The sequence below is a fragment of the Corynebacterium sp. KPL2861 genome (assembly GCF_040225475.1).
GTDB lineage: Bacteria > Actinomycetota > Actinomycetes > Mycobacteriales > Mycobacteriaceae > Corynebacterium.
The window spans coordinates 135,246-154,823 of the sequence record NZ_JBEHFW010000006.1; the positions used below are offsets into that span (position 1 = coordinate 135,246).

The following is a 19,578-nucleotide window of genomic DNA, read 5'->3' on the forward strand; positions in this document are numbered from 1 at the left end:
GTACCCCCGTTAGAATCGAGGATACTCAATGTTTGAGATAAACACCTCTGTTGTGGGAGACAGTCTTGGGCTCACCGCGCTCGTGGCGATTCTCCCCCTCGTCGCTTTCTTCATTATGTTGATGGGCTTTAAAGCCCGCGCACATACATCAGGAGCCGTCGCCCTTGCGACCTCCATCATCCTAGCCATAGTTGCCTTTGCGATGCCCGTCGATATGGCATTGTCCTCTGCAGTCCGCGGTGGGCTCTTCGGCCTACTGCCCATTGTCTGGGTCATTATTACGGCAATTTGGTTTTACGAGATCACGGTCGCCTCAGGCCGCTTCGAAGATCTACGTAAGACATTCGATCTCTTAGGCGATGGCGATATCCGCATCCAATCGATGCTCATCGCGTTCTGCTTCGGTGGCCTCCTTGAAGCCCTTGCGGGCTTCGGTGCCCCCGTGGCCATTACCGCCACGATGATTATGGCGCTCGGCGTCAAGCCTCTGCGCGCAGCCACGGTAGTTCTTATTGCGAATACCGCTCCAGTCGCATTCGGCGCAGTTGGTATTCCAGTCACCACCGCCGGTGAGGTCGGCGGACGTACCGCCGAGCAAACCCAAGATATTGCCGGCCTTATTGCCCTGCAGGTCTTGGTCATTGCCGCCATCGTCCCGTTCCTTATCGCATTCATCCTGGACGGCATGCGCGGCGTGAAGGAAACTGCGCCCGCCGCCGCGGTCATCGGTATTTCCTTTGCCGGAGCACAGTGGCTTACCGCAACCTTCTTTGCTTACCAGCTCACCAACGTTATTGCCTGCATTGTGTCCTTGGGGGCCGCCTTCATCTTCCTCCGCGTGTGGAAACCACGGGGCGTTACCCAGCTGCGCGAGCGCATGGAGCTGCCCGCCGCAGAAACCGCGACCGACTTGAACGGCCGCCGCATCTGGATGGCGCTGCTGCCCTACGCCGTCGTTACCGCAGTATTTGCCGTTGCTACCGCAGCACCAGCGATCTTCGGATTCTGGAAGCTGAAGTTCGCGTGGCCGCTGCTTGATGGCACCGTCATCGGCACTAACGGTGAGGCCATGGACACCAGCTTTAGCTTCAATGTCTTTGGCAACCCGGGTACCTTGCTCTTGCTCTCCGGCATTATTGTGGCCATCGTTTACCACTTCTGGAACGAAAACGGCCGCTACAAGCTCAGCTTCGCCCAACCCGTGCAGGCCTTTGGTGAAGTTGCCAACCGCATGAAGTTCTCCGGCCTGACCATTGTCTTGGTCCTCGCTTTGGCCTACACGATGAACTACTCGGGTCAGACCATCGCCATCGGTGAATTCGTTTCCTCCGCTGGTTCCATCTTCGCGCTCTTCGCTCCGGTGCTGGGCTGGATTGGTACCGCGGTTACTGGCTCCGATACCTCTGCAAATGCGCTCTTTGGCAACCTGCAGGTCGCCGCCGCTGACCGCATTGGTGTGAACCCTGACCTCATGCTGGCCGCCAATACCGCCGGTGGTGTTGTGGGTAAGATGATTTCGCCACAGTCCCTGGCCATTGCGGCAACCGCCGTATCCATGGAAGGCAAGGAATCCGTCATCCTGAAAAACGTCGTGGGCTACTCCATCGCGTTCTTGGCCGTTGTCTGTGTCATCGTCTTCTTGATGACCAACGTCTTGGGCTTCTTGGTCCCATAAAGCACAAGCCACCGCTAACTAAAAGCACCTCAGCCGCGGCACAACACAAGGCGGGAAGGAAAGCACCTCAATGCATTCCTTCCCGCCTTTCGTGGATCAATGAGCTGAAGTCAATCGTGCCCTGCGATTATGAGTCACCAAAAAGATCGTCCGAGATGGACTCGTTGGTATCGGGGATATCCAATTCTTCGGCCCGCTTATCCGCCATGGATAACAAGCGCCGAATGCGCCCGGCCACGGCATCCTTAGTCATGGGCGGATCCGCGAGCCTGCCAAGCTCCTCCAACGAGGCCTCGCGATGCTGCACGCGCAAGCGGCCGGCATCGGCTAGGTGCTCAGGAACGTCATCACCGAGGATTTCCATCGCCCGATCCACGCGCGCCGCGGCGGTCACGGCGGCCCGTGCCGAGCGGCGCAGGTTGGCATCATCAAAATTATCCAACCGGCGCGAAGTATCGTGCGCCTCACGCTTTACCCGCTTCTTTTCCCAAGACAAGCGGGTCACTTGCGCGCCCATGCGGGTAAGCAGTGCACCGATGGCATCGCCGTCGCGGACAACCACCCGATCTTCGCCGCGGGTCTCTTTAGTCTTCGCGGAAATCCCCAGGCGCCGTGCGCAGCCCACGAGTGCCAACGCGGCCTCTTGGCAGGGGCAGGTTACCTCCAATGCCGAAGAGCGCCCTGGTTCCGTCAGGCTGCCGTGCGCAAGGAAGGCACCGCGCCACGCCGCCTCGCTATCAGCCACGGTGCCGGAAATGACCTGCGGCGGAAGACCCACCACGGCATGACCGGAGCGAGTAATCAGGCCTAGGCGCCGGGTAAGCTCCTTCGCTCCTTTAGTGATGCGCACGATGACGCGCGATTTCTTCACCGTCCCCGCAGGGCCGACAACGTGGCTTTCCGCTTCGATCCCGTAAAGCTCGTCTAATTCCACGAGGATGCGCTGCGCAATTGCCTGGTTATCGAGCTCAAGCTCATAGGCCATGCTCTCGCCAGAGACATCTACTTCTCCCGCAAAGCGCAGGATAGATGCAAGCTCCGCCGCACGCGCGGACTGACGTGTCACGCCAACCGCCGCTAGTTCTTCTTTGACCTGTTCGGTCAACGGTGTGGTCACCTAGTTCGCCCCATTTCTCTGTCACAGTCACGAATGACGCATGTGCAATGCACGGTCCCACGCACACCAACTACTGCGTGGGAAACGGAATTCTCTTATTTTACCGAGTCCCGCGCCCTGAGGACTGGCTGGCCTGACCTTAGCTAGGCCCGCCGGTACTCGTTATAAAGATCCACGATGACAGAAGAAAGTTTGTCTGGATCGTGTTTCATCAATCGCTGTCCATTGTCATCCTGGATACTGACATCCGCAAATACCGCGCGTGCGCCCAAGGCTTGCGCGGCGCGCTGCACATATACCCGTTCGCTTTCATTTGGCAGCGCTGCCGCATCCACGACGATGCGGTCGATGCGCAAATCCGGGGCGTGACGGGCCAGCACATGCACGTGGCGCTCCGCGGAAAAGCCTTGGGTTTCTCCCGGCTCGGCCGACAGGTTGAGCATGACCACGCGCAAAGCATTGGACTCAGAAATGGCCTGGACGATTTCTGGCACCAACGTGTGCGGCAAGACCGAACTAAACCAGGATCCTGGACCGATGGTGATAAGGTCAGCCTGCCTAATGGCCTCCAGCGCGGCGGGATTGGCTTGTGGGGCTTCAGGCAGGATTCGCACGCGCCGCACATGCCCCGGCGTCGATGCCACCGCGACCTGGCCGCGGACCTGGCGCATGACTCGGGGGTCATCGTCAAGCCCTGAGACATCGGCCTCAATCTCTAAGGGGTGCGGAACCACGGGGATGACCCGCCCGTGCGAGTGGGTAAGCTCCGCTACCGCGTCCAAGGCGGCCTGATAATCGCCCAAGACCCCGGTCAAACCCGCGATCATGAGGTTGCCCACGGCGTGGCCAGCCATGGCGCCATTGCCGCCGAAGCGATGCTGAAGGGTTTTGCCCCACAGCTCGCCTACGCGATTGTCATCGGCTAGCGCGGCCAGCGCCATGCGCAGGTCACCGGGCGGAATGATATCCAGTTCCCGGCGCAGGCGCCCCGAGGAACCGCCATCATCGGCAACCGTCACGATGGCAGAAATATCCGCCGCATTACTGCGCCGTGCGGATAAAAGCGTTTGATAAAGGCCATGGCCGCCGCCAAGGCAGACCATATGAGAAGGGTGTTTCATACAGTTATTATTGCTCCTCAGCCCTAATTACGGGCGATGTCCCGGTGCAAAATGCTGACGTCAAGGGTGTCATTAGCGCGCAGGCGCTTGGCGATGTCCTCAGCTACCGCCACCGAGCGGTGATGCCCGCCCGTACAGCCGACGCCCACGGTGATGAAGTTCTTTCCCTCGTGCCGGTATCCCTCCAGCATGGTGGAAAACATGGCGACAAAATTATCCACGAATTTCTGCGCGGCAGGCTGCGACAGGACATAATCGGCCACGGGCGCATCTGTACCGCGGCAGCCGCGCAGCTCCGGAATCCAATAGGGGTTGGGCAAAAAGCGCACGTCAACGACGATATCCGCATCGCGCGGGGAACCATTCTTAAAACCGAACGATTCCACCGTGACGTGCTGATTGGTATTTTGAAATTCGCCAAACGCAGCTTCGATAGCCCGGCGCAAATCATGAATCGACAGGTTCGTGGAATCAATGATGATATCGGAGCGATCCCTAATTTCCGCCACCGCTTGGCGTTCGCGTTGGATACCCACCTTCAAGGTATCGTCGCCTTGCAGCGGGTGGGTGCGACGCACGGAGTCGAAGCGACGGATGAGCACGTCATCGCGAGCATCAAGGAAGAGCACGGTGGGTTTCATGCCCAATGCCGTTAGCTCATCGATGGTCTCCATGAGGGAGCCCGGAAACATGCGAGAGCGCACGTCCGTTACCGCCGCTACCTTTTCAACGGGCGTTTCTTCCTGGTTACACAATTTCCACAGGTCCACGATGGCGCGCGGCGGGATATTATGCGCCACATAGTAGCCCTTATCCTCAAAAACCTTGGCGGCGGAGCTCAACCCGCCGCCGGACATGCCGGTAATCAAGATGGGCGGAGTGTCGAAGTGCGTCATGCACACCAGTCTAGCGTTTTCGCGCTCGGCACTTCTGCCAGAAAGCTGCTTATTTACTGTGCGTCGTGCAACTTATCGTAGACGGTCTGCGCCAGTTTCAGCCCAAAGCCGTTGACCTCGCAAATCTCATCCACCGTGGCCGCCTTGAGCTTTTTGACGGAACCGAAATGCTTGACCAAATCCGTCCGGCGTTGCGGACCAAGCCCCGGAATTGCATCGAGCGCCGAGGAGCGCATGCGCTTAGAGCGTTGTTGCCGGTGATAGGTGATGGCAAATCGGTGTGCCTCATCGCGAATTTGCTGCAGCAAAAACAGAGCCTGGGAATTGCGCGGCAAAATCACCGGTTCATCATCCCCTGGCACCCAGATTTCCTCCAAGCGCTTGGCCAGCCCCACGAGGGTGACATCGACGATGCCCAGCTCATCAAATACCTCTTGCGCCGCAGCCACCTGGGGCGCGCCGCCGTCCACGATGAACAGCTGAGGAGGATAGGCAAAGCGGCGGCCTGCCTCAGCGGATTCTTCTGCCACTTTTTCTTCCGCGAAGGAGGATTCTTCCTTTTCCTCATCCGGGTTCGCCAATTTATCTTGGTTGTGGCGCTTAAACCGGCGCCGCGTGATCTCCGCAATGGAGCCGACGTCATTGGAATGCCCATCGCCGGCTGCCTCCTTGATGCGGTAGCGCCGGTAATCGGACTTCTTCGGGATACCGTCTTCAAAAACCACCAGGGAGGCGACGACATCGGTGCCCTGGATATGCGAAATATCGGTGCACTCGATGCGCAACGGTGCTTGGTCCATCCCCAAGGCATCCTGGATATCCTGCAGCGCCGCGGACCGCGCGGTAAGGTCACCGACGCGTTTGAGCTTATGCTGGCGCAGCTGCTCCTTAGCGTTCTTTTCCACGGTATCCATAAGCGAACGCTTGTCACCCCGTTGCGGTACGCGCAGATCAACCCGCGCGCTACGCAGCTCTTCCAAGAGGGAGACCACTTGTTCGGATTCTTCCGGCATGGCTTGGACCAAAATCTCACGCGGTATGACGTGGACATGGCGCTGTTCCATGTGCGATTCCTGGTCCACGCCGCGTCGTGGCACATCCGCAGCTAAAGCCGCATCCTCACGGGCTTCTTGTTCTTCTCGCTCCACGGCATCGGAGTAAAACTGGATGAGGAAGTTTTGCACCAAGGCGGGCAAGGCCGGATCGGGTTGGCCCTCCTCGATGGGTTCAGAGGTTGCCTGGTCGCCGGCGCGTTCAACAACCCAGCCGCGCTGGCCCCGGATCCTGCCGCCGCGCACGTGAAAAATTTGGACCGCGGCTTCCAATTCATCGGAATTAAACGCAATCAGATCGGCATCGGTGCCATCGGCAAAGACAACCGCCTGCTGCTCCATGATCTTATCGATGGCCCCAAGGTCATCGCGCAACCGCGCGGCACGCTCAAATTCCAGGTTTTCGGCGGCAGCCTCCATGTCTTTAACCAGCTTGCGCCTAACACCAGCCGTATTGCCATTCATGAATGAGACCAACTCATTGACGGTTTCGCGATGTTCTTCTTTGCTCACCCGCCCGATACAGGGCGCATCGCACTTGCCGATGTACCCCAAAAGGCACGGCCGCCCCAGCCGTTCATGCCGGTTATATACGCCTTTAGAACAGGTGCGCATGGGGAAGACGCGGGTGAGCAGGTCGAGGCTTTCCCGCACCGCCCACGCATGGGAATAGGGGCCAAAGTACCGCACTCCCTTGCGCCGAGGACCGCGATAGAAAAAGGCGCGCGGAACCACCTCTCCCACGGAGACGGCAAGCATGGGATACGTCTTGTCGTCGCGGTACATGACGTTAAAGTGCGGATCGAACCGCTTGATCCAGGTATATTCCAGCTGCAGCGCTTCAACTTCGCTGGCAACCACCGTCCACTCCACAGAGCTCGCGGTCAACACCATTTGCCGCGTGCGCGGGTGCAGTTGCGTAATGTCTTGGAAATAATTAGACAGGCGCGCCCGCAGGTTTTTGGCCTTGCCTACGTAAATGACGCGCCCGTTCTCATCGCGGAACTTATATACGCCCGGCTCCGTCGGAATGGTTCCCGGGGCGGGGCGATAGGTCGTTGGATCTGCCAATGCTTAATCCTGCGGCATGTATTTGGCTTCCAGATCGCGGAAGTCACGGACTCTTGTGATCACGGTGTCTTTATCGCCGGACTGTAATGCCCACACGGGGACGGCCTCAAATTCGGGCAGCTCAAGGCGGGCCATGCGCTGGCCGACGGGGAAAGACAGCCCATATATCACCTGCCACGGGTAAAAGCGCGTGCCGATGATATTGCGGACCTCTACCCCGTCTTCATTGGCTCGCAGTCGCGGCCGGTTGAGCGCAATCCACGACAAGATGGAAATGACTACGCCGACACCAGGAAAGGCGAATTTATCGATGGTGGTCACGTGCGCACCGGTAAAGGAAATATCGAGCGTGACACCCATAAAGATATGGATGGCCATGACAAGAATGACCCAACCGATGGCAATCTTTCGCAAGAACGGGGACTTGGCGGTGTATTCCCACGGCTTCGACGTGGTCCGTGCGAAGGGATCCGCGCTGGTATAGGCCAATACCTCCGCATCACTAAGGGTGCGGCGCGGTTGGGGTTCATTCGAGGCTGCGGCCTCATTCATGTGCTTTACTCCTCTGGAAGTCCTGCCTGCCTGTAAGTGGTCAGGATTTCGATTGGCCTTTTATTAATATTCTGTGTTTAGTCTACGCAATTGCAACGCGGTGTCTAAAGCCGCAATCATGGATTCTGCGCCCTTATTTTCCGCCGAGTCAGGGAATCCTGCGCGGTCGATGGCCTGCTGCTGATCATTGACCGTCAAGACCCCATTGCCAATCGGCGTCGATTCATCCAAGGAGATACGCGTTAGGGCTTGGGTGACGGAATCGCAGACATAATCGAAGTGCGGAGTGCCGCCGCGGATGACGCAACCCAAGGCAACGACGGCGTCGAATTTCCGCGCGGCCGCCTGAACAACCACGCCCAATTCCAGGGAACCGACGACGCGGAACTCCGCAACCTCTGCCCCATTAGCACGTGCGGTCTCCACCGCCTGCTGGTGTAACTGATCGCAGACCTCTTCGTTCCAAGTCGCGGTCACGACCGCGACGCGGAGGCCGCGCGCATCTACCTGCGCGATAGCGGGTAATCCTTCTTTACTCATTTGCCTAATTCTCCTTCGTGCTGCGCGTCCCACTGTGCCACCTGCGGAAGATCGTGGCCCATGCGGTCGCGTTTGGTCCGCAGATAACGAATATTATCGGCGTTGGCGGCGATGGTAAGTGGGGTATGTTGGCTGACTTCGATGCCGAATCCGGCGAGCCCTTCCCCCTTGTGCGGGTTATTGGTCAACAGTTGTGCCGATTCCACCCCAAGGTCCTTCAGGATCTGGCCCGCCACGGAATACTCCCGGGCATCTTCTGGCAGTCCTTGTTCCAAGTTGGCATCGACTGTATCCCAGCCCTCGTCCTGGAGGCGGTACGCCTGGAGCTTGTGCACCAATCCGATTCCGCGGCCTTCGTGGCCGCGCAGGTAAATGACTACCCCGCTGCCGACTTCTTGCACCTTGCGCAGGGATTCCTGCAATTGGGGGCCGCAGTCGCACCGGCGCGAGCCAAAGACGTCACCGGTAAGGCACTCGGAATGCACGCGCACCACGACATCGCGGGCTCCACGAAGCTGCGCGGGATCCCCGGCGATTAGGGCAATATGTTCTTGGCCGTCAAGGTCATGGCGGTAACCAATCGCGGTGAATTCGCCATACTCCGTGGGCAGGCGGGTTTCCACCGCGCGCTGGGTTTGCACCTCATGGTGGCGGCGCCACTCAATAAGCTGCGCGATAGAGATCAGCGCAAGGCCATGCTTATCGGCAAAGCGGCGCAGTTCCGGCCCGCGGGCCATATCCGTCGGGTCTTCTTCTGATACGACTTCACACAGCACGCCGGCGGGACGAAGGCCTGCAAGGCGCGCCAAATCGACGGCGGCTTCCGTGTGCCCATCGCGCTCTAATACTCCGCCGGGTCGCGCGCGCAAGGGGACCACGTGGCCGGGCCGGGTGAAGTCACTGGAGCGAGTCGAAGAATCAGCCAAGCGGCGGATGGTTTCCGCGCGGGAGGCCGCAGAAATTCCGGTAGAACCCGTCGCAGCATCCACGGTGACCGTATACGCGGTCTGGCGCACATCCTGATTCTGCGCCATCATCGGCGGCAAATCGAGCCGCTGGCAATCTTCCGGCATTAATGAGGCACAGACATATCCGGAGGAATACCGCACCATAAACGCGACCAGTTCCGGGGTTGCCAGTTCCGCGGCAAAGATCAGATCCCCTTCGTTTTCCCGTCCTTCATCATCCATGACGATGACCGGCTTGCCGGCGGCAATCTCCGCAATGGCGTGATCGATGGCATCAAAATGGATGCTCTCTTCAGTCGCGAACATAACCTAGCAGTCTAGTCCTTTGCTTGAGCAATTCCGGATTCGGGGTGAAGCATCTTTTCTACATACTTCGCCAGCACATCCACCTCGAGGTTTACGATATCGCCGGGCTGAGATTCGCCGTGCGTCGTCTCCCGCAAGGTGGTGGGAATAAGGGAGACCTCAAACCAGTCGTCACCTACGGCGCTGACCGTCAAAGACGTGCCATTGACCGCAATAGAGCCCTTTTCCACGACGTACTGGGCAAGCTCGCGGGGCAAGCTAAAACGCAGCACGTCCCAATTCTCCGAATGCTCGCGCGAGACCAACCGTGCTGTGCCATCGACATGGCCCTGCATAATGTGTCCACCCAGCCGCGTGGTGGGCAGTACTGCCGGCTCGACATTCACCCGCGCGCCTTCATCCAGCTGACCGAGTCCCGTCCGATCCAATGACTCTTGCATCACATCGGCGCAGAAAATATCCCCATCCAATTCCGCGATGGTAAGGCACACGCCATTGATGGCAATGGAATCCCCTAGGCGCGCGTCACTCACCGTCTGCGGCGCGCGGATGCTCAACCGCAGCGAATCCGCCTGTGGCTCAAGTGCGGCCACCGTGCCTAGCTCTTGTACTAGCCCTGTAAACAATGATTCCCCTTGTATTTATCTCTAAAGTATCTAATCTTTTAACGCTCGTTCCGCGCCTCGTATTCGATGAGGACATCGGGCCCGAGGTTGGTGGTGCGCACGGTGGTAAAACGTGGGGCATCGGCAAGCGTGTGCGCCACCGCATTTGCCAGAACCCCGCGCCCCTGGCCTAGCAAAATAGGGGCAATATACGCAGCAAGCGCGTCCACAACACCGGCCTCGATGAAGCTCTGGGCTAGTCCCGCCCCACCTTCAACCAAGACGTTCCGCGCGCCGCTGGCATACAGCTCCTTCAACGCGCCCTCGATGGTGTCATATTGTTCGAATCCCAGTTGCTGCAGGTGAGAGGCCTTCTCACCGGCGGCCTGGAGCTCGCGCTTGCCGATGACCACCCGGCGCGGCTGGTGCTCCCGCAGGCTCCCATCGCCATTACGTGCAGTAAGCGAGGGGTTATCGGCAAGCGCGGTGCCGGTGCCGATGATGATGGCGTCGCGCCGCGCCCTATCGGCGTGGACCCACTCGCGGGCCTTAGGCCCGGTGATCCACTGGCTCGTGCCATCGGCGGCAGCGGTAAATCCATCTAGGGTCTGCGCAAATTTCAGGGTGACATGCGGGCGTTGTAGCTTCACAGCGCGCAACCATGCAAGCACCGCGTCTTCGACGCCATCTGGTGCGGTGAGCTGGCCCACCTCAACCCCGGCTGCGGCTAAGGCCTGCGCTCCCCCGCCTGCTTGTGGTGTGGGGTCGGCATGCAGGTAGTACACGCGGGCAATTCCGGCATCGATAAGTGCGGTGGCGCAGGGACCCGTCCTGCCCGTATGTGCGCACGGCTCCAGGGTAACCACGGCCGTACCGCCGCGCGCCTTCTCGCCGGCCGCGCGCAGCGCCATGACTTCCGCGTGGGCACCGCCCACCGGCTGGGTCGCACCAATGCCCACAACGGCGCCGGTTGCGGATAAAATCACCGCACCTACCGGTGGATTGGGGCTCGTGGTACCGCGCACCACCGCACCGGCCCGCATGGCCTGAACCAAAGCTCCGGAAACGTTGGTTTCATCCATCGCGCCGGCCATTATGAACGCGCCGCAAGCGCGCGCAGTTCTTCCACAGCCTGCGCTGGATCATCGTTTTTGAATACGGCCGAACCGGCCACGAAGGAATCGCACCCGGCCTCCGCGGCCAAGCCAATGGTCTCCGGATCGATGCCGCCATCGATTTCAATGACGGTATCCAGGTTCTGCTGGTCAATGCTTTCGCGCAGGGCGCGGACCTTATCCAGCATGGCGGGCATAAATTTCTGCCCGCCAAAACCTGGTTCCACGGACATGACCAGCACCTCATCAAAATGGTGCAGCTTATCCAGCCACGGCTCGATAGGCGTATCCGGCTTGATGGAAAAAGCGGCACACGCGCCTAAGTCCCGAATCTTTTCTGCCAATTCCACCGCGGCTAGTTCACCCTCAACCGCTTCCACGTGGAAAATGATGGTGGTGGCACCGGCCTTGATATAAGTCTCCACCCATTTCGCCGGCTCCTCAATCATGAGGTGCACGTCAAGCGGCTTATCCGTGGACCTTTTCACCGTGGCCGTAATATCCGGACCGAAGGAAAGGTTGGGCACAAAGTGCCCGTCCATGATGTCTACATGGATCCAATCGGCATTCGAGATGGCCTCTAGTTGTTCACCTAGCCGCGCGAAGTCAGCAGCCAAAATTGACGGAGAAATAAGTGGTGCAGGCATACCGTTAATCCTAGCGCCCTTCCTCATCGCCGCGCCGCAATACCGCCATGAACATGGCATCGGTGCCGTGGCGGTGCGGCCACATTTGGACGGATTTTTCTTTGCCCACATTGCCCATATCAGGGATAAATTCCCGCGCATCCAGCTCCTGGGCGCCCAGCTTTTCTACCGCCTGGTCCACGATGGCGCGGGTTTCGCGCAGATCCGGCGAACACGTGGAATACACCACGACCCCGCCCGGCCGCACGAGCTTGAGAGCAGAGGACAATAGCTCGAATTGCAATGTCGAAAGCTCGGCAATATCGGCTTCAGATTTCCGCCAGCGTGCCTCTGGACGGCGCCGCAAAGCGCCCAGCCCCGAACACGGCGCGTCCACTAAGATGCGATCGAAGCCCGAGCCCACCTGCGGGTCGCGGCCATCGGCCACATGGACGGTCACCGGCAACCCCTGCACGGTCTTTTCAATCAGTTTCGCGCGGTGCGGTGATACCTCCACCGCATCAACGTGCGCGGATTCGATGCGCGCTAAGGCCCCCATCAGGGCCGCCTTGCCGCCCGGGCCCGCGCACAGGTCGAGCCAACGTCCCTGATCAGTACCGCTGACGGGCACCTCGCAGACCGCGCGGGCGATAAGCTGCGAGCCCTCATCTTGTACCGCGGCCATTCCCTGCTGAACCGGTTCCAATTGGCCTGGGTCCCCGGAATCCATATACACCGCGTAGGGCGAATAGGTACCTTCTTCATTTCCCGTAATCAGCGCCAATTCCTCGGCGGAAATTTCGCCTGGACGCGCCACTAGGTGCACGCTCGGGCGCTCGGAATCCGCCGCTAGGGCAGCGGGCAATTCCTCGGGGTCTACAACGCGGGCAAAAGACTCTGCAATCCACGTTGGGTGCGCATGCCTAAAGGCCAGGCCTGCGATTTCGCCTTCTGGGGCGAGCCGCTTGAGCCACTCATTCGGTGGCGTGCGGGTAATGGTGCGCAAGATGCCATTGGCGAATCCTTTAGCTTTTTCTTCCCCACCTGCTACAACGAGCCGGACGGAGGTATCTACCGCCGCGTGGGGTTCTACGCGTGTATACAGCACCTGGTAGGTGCCCAAGCGCAGCGCATCGATGACCACCGGCGAGATTGACTCAAGCTCGCGCGAAGAACACTGCGCGATCACCGCATCGAGCACGCCCAGGGTGCGCAGGGTGCCATAGGTAATCTCCATGGCAAATGCGGCATCGCGGCCAGAAAGCTTCTGCTTGCGCAGTGCCTTGGGCAAGACGAGGTTGGCAAACGCCTCCTCTTCGCTTACCCGGCGCACCACCTCGAAGGCGACAGCGCGGGCCGGATCCACGCCCTGGTCGATGGCTGCCTGCACAAGTGACTTCCCCGCGCCTTTGTTCTTTGCGCCCGCATCCCGAGTACCTCGATTACCTCGGTTATCCCGGTAGTCGCGGTTGCGTTGGCCTTGTGTGCCGCGTCCGCGCTGGGCAGAACTACGCTGACCTTGGCCGCGCTGAGCCTTGCCTCGCTGCCCACCGCCGCGTTGGGGCGCGCCGTTCTTGCCGTGCTGTTTAGACTCCGGCGCCTTGTCGCCAGACTTACTGCGGGAGCGGAATCCACCAGTCACTGGAACCTCACCTCTGCGTTCTTTCCTAATCCACGCGCCCAATCGGCCGCATTCATCATCTTTTTGCCCGGTGGCTGAATCCTATCCAGCTGCACCGGCTGCGTCGCGGTCCCGATATACACCGCGTCCTTGCTAATCAGCGCCTCGCCAGGCTGCAGGAGCTTGTCGATGCCCTCGGTGAGGCGGACCGGGCCTACCTTGAGGCGGGCATCGTCAAGCAGCGTCCACGCGCCCGGGCCCGGGGTGTGGGCGCGGATATGCCGGTCAATGGCAAACGCTGGCTGCGTCCAGTCGATGCGGGCTGCGGCAGTAGAGATTTTCGACGCATAGGTGGCCTCCCCATTTTGGGCCTGCGGCTCCAGCGTGCCGGCCTCGAGCCCATCCATGGTGGCTACCAGGAGATCCGCGCCGGAATACGCCAGGCGCGTGAGCAGGTCGTCCGCAGTATCTGTCCCGGTTATGGTTTCTGTGACCGTGCCGAAGACCGGGCCCGTATCCAGGCCTTCTTCGATCCGGAAGGTGGACGCGCCGGTAATATCATCGCCCGCCGCGATAGCCGCTTGCACCGGTGCCGCACCCCGCCAGGCGGGAAGAAGGGAAAAGTGCAGGTTGACCCAGCCATGGCGCGCGACATCCAAGAGATCCTTGCTAATGAGATTGCCATAGGCCACCACCGGGATGGCCTCTGGCTGCAGCTCGGCCAAGCGCTGGCGCAGGTTATCGCCATCTTCCGTACCAGGCCGCAGCGTGGCCGGGGTTAGCACCTCGATGCCGTGTTCTTGCGCCAGCGCCTTCACCGGGCTCGGGTGAAGGCTGCGGCCCCTGCCCTTCTTTGCATCGGGCCGGGTAATGACCGCTACCACTTCGTGGCTGGAGGCAAGCAATTTCTCCAATGCCACCACCGCCGGCTCTGGGGTGCCAGCAAAAATAATCCGCATACTGGATGAGTCTCCTCGAGGTCTCGGGTGAAAATTCTAGGGTACAACGACCCCGCCTGCGTTGCCGAAGCTCGCCTAGCCCGCGGTATTAAACCACTCGGCTTCGCGGATGGTGCGCATGGCGGCCTTGCGGTCGTCGTCACCAAGCCGGCGCAGGAATAACACCCCATCAAGGTGATCGGTTTCATGCTGAATGCACCGCGCCAAAAGGCTGGAGGCCACCATTCCCACCGGCCGGCCTTCTACATCGCGCCCAGAGACAAATACCCGATTGTGCCGCGGCGTATCGGCGCGAATCCCAGGAATGGATAGGCAGCCTTCCGGGCCAGTCTGCATGTCCTCTCCCAAAGGCGTCCACACAGGGTTAATCAGAGCCCCGCGCAACCCGGTCTGAGTATGCGAACAGTCATAGACAAAGAAGCGCTTGAGTATGCCCACTTGATTCGCCGCCAGCCCTACCCCACCAGCGGCATCCATGGTCTCCAGCATGTTTTGTGCCAAAGTGCGAAGACCAGAGTCAAAGGTAGTAACCTCTTCTGCCCGCGTACTCAGTACGGGATCCCCGTAGAGCCTGATGTCTAATTCTGCCACTGCTTCTTCCCTTCCTCATGTACTGCCTATTCGCCTAAGTTTATGCGCACTTCTAACCCACGTGAATGGGATCGACCATGATGCGTAGTGGCAATTCATCCTTCCGGGCGCTGCGCGCCGCATTAGCCTTGCGCAATGCGCGCCCAAGCTGCGACCGCGGCCCCAGCGGGGCTCGCACCACTAGACGTTGCGGTGGGCCAAAGCGGTCCGCATCGTATTCCCCGGGGAGGCTGTCCCCTGGCGGGAGCGGAACCGGGCCTAGAACCTCGGCGTGCTCTGGCAGATCCACCAACTGCTCGAAGGAATCCAAAGCGGCGTCCGCCCCGTCAATGGCGGCGAAGTGCACGGCCGGCGGAAAGCGCACCTCGCGCCGGGCACGCAATTCTTCTGCCGCGGCCGCGACCATGTCCCAACTTATGAAGTGGCGAACCACGGGAAGTTCCGGATCCGCAGCGATGATGACGCGCCCGCCCTTAAAATGCGGCCTGACCATGGTGGCCGCCTGCGCCCATTTGGCCAGGCAGTCCTCGGTGGCGCGCAAGTCTTGCCGGTTTAACAAAGTGCCCGCATCCAATAAGAGGGCCGCGCCATAGGCGCCGCCTTTCACCCGCGGCTCAGCGCCCGGGGTGGCAATCACTAATGCCGGGGCATTTTCAATTGAGCCCACAACCTTATTTCCGCCGGAGACCACAACGGATGTATTGGGAAAGGCGCGCCCCAATTCCTCCGCGGTGCGTTCAGAGCCTAAAACTATGGCGCGCAGCCGCGGCGAGCCGCACTCGGTACAGCGGTGATTGGTGGCAATGCGCCCACACCAGCGGCAGGTAGGCATGACCGCCTCCTCGCTTGAGCGCTCGGAGCTCGGAGGCAACCCCAATGGCCCGTTACAGTGGCGGCACCGCGCAGGAGAATGGCACTTTCGACAAGCCAAAATAGGCGCGTAGCCCTTGCGCGGGACCTGCACAAGCACCGGTTCACCGCGGTCGAGGGCCTGCTGTGCTGCCTGAAAGGCCGACGCTTGCACAGAGGTCGTACCGCCCTCCAAATCCCGGGAAATGGACAGCCCGTAGGCACCAATGGCCAAAATATCGGGCCGGCGCGCTTCTATGGTTGAGGCGCTCGGTATAAGGTCGTGTGCCCACCCAGAGTCCACCAATAATTGGGTTTCTGCCGTGCGCGAATGATTGGCCGCAATGAAACTGCAATTTTCAAAGGCAGAGCGGGTGGTAAGCACCTCCCGGGCGTGGACGTAGGGCTTGATATTGTCCACCAAGTTATCGTTACCGTCATCAAAAATAACAGCTAGCTGGAGGTTGTCCACGGGAGTAAAAGCCGCCGAGCGCGTACCAATGACTATTCGCGCCTGGCCCACCAAGGCCGAAAGATAGCGGCGATAGCGCGCTTGCGGGCCCATACTATTGGTCAGCACCGTGATTTGTTTCGGCCCCACGACAGCGCGCAGGGCGTTTTCCAGGGCATCAACCATCTTTTGGTCTGGGACGACGATAAGTACGCCTCCCCCGCCCAAGGCGACCTTGGCAGCTAAGGCCGCCAGCGCGTCTTCCCATTCATCGCCGGGGGCGATTTGCCACGCGGCGCGGGCTAACTTCCCGCCCAAGATGGAATCAACAAACGTTTCACCATGCTGATAGGCAGACCACCCTGATAAATCGGGCTCGCTGGCTGCGCCGAGAGCTTCCCACGGGGTGTCCAAATCCGCTTCTTCTGCCTTTGCATGGCGCGGCGGAATGGCAGAGCGAATGATATCGGAGCAAATCCCGCCATAGCGATCCGCCAGGGCTTCTACCAGCCGGGACAGCTGCGGTGGGTAGACCTGGAATGGCGAGATGACTCGCTCAATAAAGCGCAGCTGGCCACCGAAGTCGGAATCATGCTTGCGCTCGACGATGATCGCATCCACCAGGCGCCCATTGAACCGGATGCGTACCTTCACCCCGGCTTGGGCACTGTCAGATTCGGCCTCATCTACCAGGTAATCAAATCCCCGATCAAGGTGAGCAACCCCTAAAAGAGGCAACACCCGCGCGACCGGTTTCCGGGCGGCGGGTGTTTTCTTAGGCATAAGCCCATATTCTACAGACCAGCGGCAGCGCGCAATTCCTCCACGCGGTCCAACTGCTCCCAAGGCAGGTCAACGTCGGTGCGACCGAAGTGACCGTAGGCGGCGGTCTGGGCGTAGATAGGACGCAGCAGATCCAATTCGCGGATGATGGCGGCTGGGCGAAGGTCAAAGACCTTATTGACGGCAGCTTGGATGTGCTCATCGGTCAAGTTCTGCTTCGCGGTGCCGAACGTCTCGACGTATAGGCCGACCGGCTTGGCGCGACCGATGGCGTAGGCCACCTGCACCTCTGCGCGGTCTGCCAGGCCTGCGGCGACGATATTCTTAGCCACCCAACGCATGGCGTAGGCCGCAGAGCGGTCCACCTTGCTGGGGTCCTTGCCGGAGAAAGCACCGCCGCCGTGGCGGGCCATGCCACCGTAGGTATCCACGATGATCTTGCGCCCGGTAAGGCCTGCATCGCCCATCGGGCCACCCAAAATGAAGGAGCCGGAAGGGTTGACCAAGAGGTTGGTGTCCTCGGTGTAGTACTTATCAAGGCCGGCGTCCTTGATAACCCATTCCAACACCTCGCTGCGCAGGTGGGTTTCTAGCCACTTGCTATCTACCTCAGGATCGTGCTGGGTAGAAATGACGACCGTATCCAGGTGAGACGGCTCATTGTCCTCGGTATACGCGAAGGTCACCTGGGTCTTGCCATCCGGGCGCAGGTGGTCCACAATGCCCTCTTTGCGCACCTGAGTCAGGCGGCGGGACAGGCGGTGTGCCAAGGCGATAGGCAATGGCATGTACTCCGCAGTTTCATTCGACGCGTAACCAAACATCAGGCCCTGGTCGCCGGCGCCGGCGGTGTCATTTTCTTCGTCATAATCAGCACCCTGATCGCGTGCCTCGGTGGAGGTATCCACGCCCGCACCGATTTCCTGCGACTGCTCGCCGATGGCGATATTAACGCCACAGGTATTGCCGTCGAAGCCCACATCGGAAGAGGTAAAGCCGATGGACTTCAGGGTCTCACGCACCAGAGCCGGGATTTCCACGTAGGCATTGGTGCGAACTTCGCCCACGACGTGTACTTGGCCGGTGGTAACCAGCGTTTCCACGGCGACGCGGGACTCCGGATCCTTATCTAAAAGCGCATCCAGGATGGCATCCGAAATGGCGTCACAGATCTTATCTGGGTGCCCCTCAGTAACGGACTCGCTTGTAAAAAGACGAGCTTCCACTGCAGCGTTATCAGTCACAAAAACTTCCTTTGATTATTACGTATTCGATACCGAGGCATTCTGCCCCTACCCATCATATCGCCACCCTAGACTAAGCGGTCTATAAACGCAATATTTAATTTCCCGGTTCAATCATTTCATTCACGACGCTGAGAATCTGCGCCGCGACTACCTGCTTAGATCCGTGCTCTACGCGCTGCGGTTCCGCGTTCCGGCGCAGGATCCACCCCTCGCTATTTTCCTGGCCAAAGGTCACGCCGCGGCCAACCTCATTGGCCATCAGGACGTCGCACCCCTTTCGCGCAAATTTTTCTTGGGCATACTTCAGTGCCGAGGAATCTGCATCTCCCGTCTCGGCCGCGAAACCAACGATGACGCAATCCTGCGGCACCTCACCCTCCTCGCGCGCTGCTACGAGAGACTTCAAAATATCTGGGTTTTCCACCATCTCCAGTGCGGCAAGCACATCATCCGCTTTGCCCTTTTTCATCTTGGACTCGGCCACGTTCGCAGGCCGGTAGTCCGCGACCGCCGCGGCCATGATGACGATATCGGCATCGCGGGATTCCTCGCGCATCGCGGTTTCTAGGTCTTGCGCGGACACGATATTCCGGATTGTAGCGCCGCTCGGTACCGGCAACTCCGCCGTATTGCCGGCCACAATCGTGACATCCGCACCCTTGTGCGCGGCCACCTCTGCCAGCGCAAACCCCTGCCGCCCGGAGGAACGGTTTCCTATATAGCGAACCGGATCCAATTCCTCTTGCGTGCCACCGGCGGAGATAACAACCTTTAGCCCCGACCAGCTGTGGTCGATATGAAAGCCAGCGAGTTCGGTGCGTACGATGGCTGCAATCTGTTCTGGGTCTGGCAGCCTTCCTGCGCCCGTATCCTTTCCGGTAAGACGCCCGTGTGCCGGCTCCATGACGGTAATTCCGCGCCGGCGCAGGGTCTTTACGTTGTATTGTGTCGCTGGGTTATTCCACATCTCGGTGTGCATGGCAGGCGCCACAATGATGGGACACGTTGCCACCAGCACTGTCGCGGTCAAGAGATCATCGGCGCGTCCCGCAGCCAAACGCGCAATGAGGTCAGCCGTGGCAGGGGCGATGACCACGGCATCAGCCTCCTGCCCTACAGCTACGTGTTGAACGTCCTCGACGGCTTCAAAAACACTGGTGGAAACCGGATTTCCGGATAATGCCTCAAAAGTGGCGGCACCTACGAAGTTCAATGCGCTATCTGTGGGAACGACGCGGACATTATCGCCATGTTCTTTGAAATTGCGCACCAAGTGGCAGGCCTTATACGCGGCGATGCCACCGGCAACGCCCAACACGATATTGCGAGGAGATTTTAAGTCAGTCACATCGCCCAATCGTACCGTGCAGGCATGGCAAGAGCCCCGCCCGGCCACCACGGTAGTTCCACAAAAGTGAAACCATGTGGGGTTG

The 19,578-nt window shown here is 59.9% G+C and carries 17 protein-coding genes; 1 reads left to right on the forward strand and 16 read right to left on the reverse strand.

Annotation, left to right across the window (positions count from 1 at the left end; all coding sequences use genetic code 11):
• Positions 1-28 precede the first annotated feature (28 nt).
• Entirely contained in the window at positions 29-1,675 is a 1,647-nt protein-coding gene (locus ABRP84_RS06555) for an L-lactate permease (RefSeq protein ID WP_023022452.1), read from the forward strand.
• Positions 1,676-1,802: 127 nt separating this feature from the next.
• On the opposite strand, the gene whiA is transcribed toward ABRP84_RS06555, so the two are convergent.
• The 16 genes from whiA to coaBC form a co-directional block, all read right to left on the reverse strand.
• Positions 1,803-2,792, reverse strand: coding sequence for a DNA-binding protein WhiA (whiA, locus tag ABRP84_RS06560; RefSeq protein ID WP_284869662.1), 990 nt, complete (start codon positions 2,790-2,792; stop codon positions 1,803-1,805).
• 143 nt (positions 2,793-2,935) lie between these two features.
• Positions 2,936-3,913 carry a gluconeogenesis factor YvcK family protein gene (locus ABRP84_RS06565; protein ID WP_023022456.1) on the reverse strand — a complete coding sequence of 326 codons (978 nt, stop codon included), beginning with the start codon at positions 3,911-3,913 and terminating at the stop codon, positions 2,936-2,938.
• Positions 3,914-3,936: 23 nt separating this feature from the next.
• Positions 3,937-4,818: an RNase adapter RapZ gene (gene rapZ / locus ABRP84_RS06570; RefSeq protein ID WP_198010490.1), complete on the reverse strand. Its 882-nt coding sequence runs from the start codon at positions 4,816-4,818 to the stop codon at positions 3,937-3,939.
• Between the two features lie 44 nt (positions 4,819-4,862).
• A complete protein-coding gene (gene uvrC, locus ABRP84_RS06575; RefSeq protein ID WP_284869661.1) occupies positions 4,863-6,932 on the reverse strand; it encodes an excinuclease ABC subunit UvrC in 2,070 nt (689 codons plus the stop codon).
• A gap of 3 nt (positions 6,933-6,935) precedes the next feature.
• Positions 6,936-7,484, reverse strand: a complete 549-nt coding sequence (locus tag ABRP84_RS06580) for a PH domain-containing protein (protein WP_284869660.1) — start codon at positions 7,482-7,484, stop codon at positions 6,936-6,938.
• A gap of 63 nt (positions 7,485-7,547) precedes the next feature.
• Entirely contained in the window at positions 7,548-8,024 is a 477-nt protein-coding gene (ribH, locus tag ABRP84_RS06585) for a 6,7-dimethyl-8-ribityllumazine synthase (RefSeq protein ID WP_284869659.1), read from the reverse strand.
• Positions 8,021-9,298: a bifunctional 3,4-dihydroxy-2-butanone-4-phosphate synthase/GTP cyclohydrolase II gene (locus tag ABRP84_RS06590; protein ID WP_284869658.1), complete on the reverse strand. Its 1,278-nt coding sequence runs from the start codon at positions 9,296-9,298 to the stop codon at positions 8,021-8,023. The genes ribH and ABRP84_RS06590 overlap by 4 nt, the downstream gene beginning before the upstream one ends.
• 11 nt (positions 9,299-9,309) lie before the next feature.
• Positions 9,310-9,924, reverse strand: a complete 615-nt coding sequence (locus ABRP84_RS06595) for a riboflavin synthase (RefSeq protein WP_284869657.1) — start codon at positions 9,922-9,924, stop codon at positions 9,310-9,312.
• 38 nt (positions 9,925-9,962) lie between these two features.
• The gene (gene ribD, locus ABRP84_RS06600; RefSeq protein ID WP_411702209.1) at positions 9,963-10,985 is read right to left on the reverse strand and encodes a bifunctional diaminohydroxyphosphoribosylaminopyrimidine deaminase/5-amino-6-(5-phosphoribosylamino)uracil reductase RibD; all 1,023 of its coding nucleotides are present in this window, start codon (positions 10,983-10,985) and stop codon (positions 9,963-9,965) included.
• A gap of 11 nt (positions 10,986-10,996) precedes the next feature.
• Positions 10,997-11,665, reverse strand: coding sequence for a ribulose-phosphate 3-epimerase (gene rpe / locus ABRP84_RS06605; protein WP_349853088.1), 669 nt, complete (start codon positions 11,663-11,665; stop codon positions 10,997-10,999).
• Positions 11,666-11,675: 10 nt separating this feature from the next.
• Positions 11,676-13,286 carry an RsmB/NOP family class I SAM-dependent RNA methyltransferase gene (locus ABRP84_RS06610; protein ID WP_502879790.1) on the reverse strand — a complete coding sequence of 537 codons (1,611 nt, stop codon included), beginning with the start codon at positions 13,284-13,286 and terminating at the stop codon, positions 11,676-11,678.
• Complete coding sequence (gene fmt, locus ABRP84_RS06615; protein ID WP_349853089.1) at positions 13,283-14,224, reverse strand: methionyl-tRNA formyltransferase; 942 nt, start codon at positions 14,222-14,224, stop codon at positions 13,283-13,285. Before fmt ends, ABRP84_RS06610 begins: the two co-directional genes overlap by 4 nt.
• A 75-nt stretch (positions 14,225-14,299) precedes the next feature.
• Positions 14,300-14,815 (reverse strand): peptide deformylase, encoded by a 516-nt coding sequence (gene def, locus ABRP84_RS06620; protein ID WP_349853090.1) that lies wholly within the window; start codon positions 14,813-14,815, stop codon positions 14,300-14,302.
• Positions 14,816-14,867: 52 nt separating this feature from the next.
• Complete coding sequence (locus ABRP84_RS06625; protein WP_349853091.1) at positions 14,868-16,898, reverse strand: primosomal protein N'; 2,031 nt, start codon at positions 16,896-16,898, stop codon at positions 14,868-14,870.
• 11 nt (positions 16,899-16,909) lie between these two features.
• Positions 16,910-18,142: a methionine adenosyltransferase gene (metK, locus tag ABRP84_RS06630; RefSeq protein WP_023022480.1), complete on the reverse strand. Its 1,233-nt coding sequence runs from the start codon at positions 18,140-18,142 to the stop codon at positions 16,910-16,912.
• A gap of 97 nt (positions 18,143-18,239) precedes the next feature.
• Positions 18,240-19,493: a bifunctional phosphopantothenoylcysteine decarboxylase/phosphopantothenate--cysteine ligase CoaBC gene (coaBC, locus tag ABRP84_RS06635; RefSeq protein ID WP_284869651.1), complete on the reverse strand. Its 1,254-nt coding sequence runs from the start codon at positions 19,491-19,493 to the stop codon at positions 18,240-18,242.
• Positions 19,494-19,578: the final 85 nt, after the last annotated feature.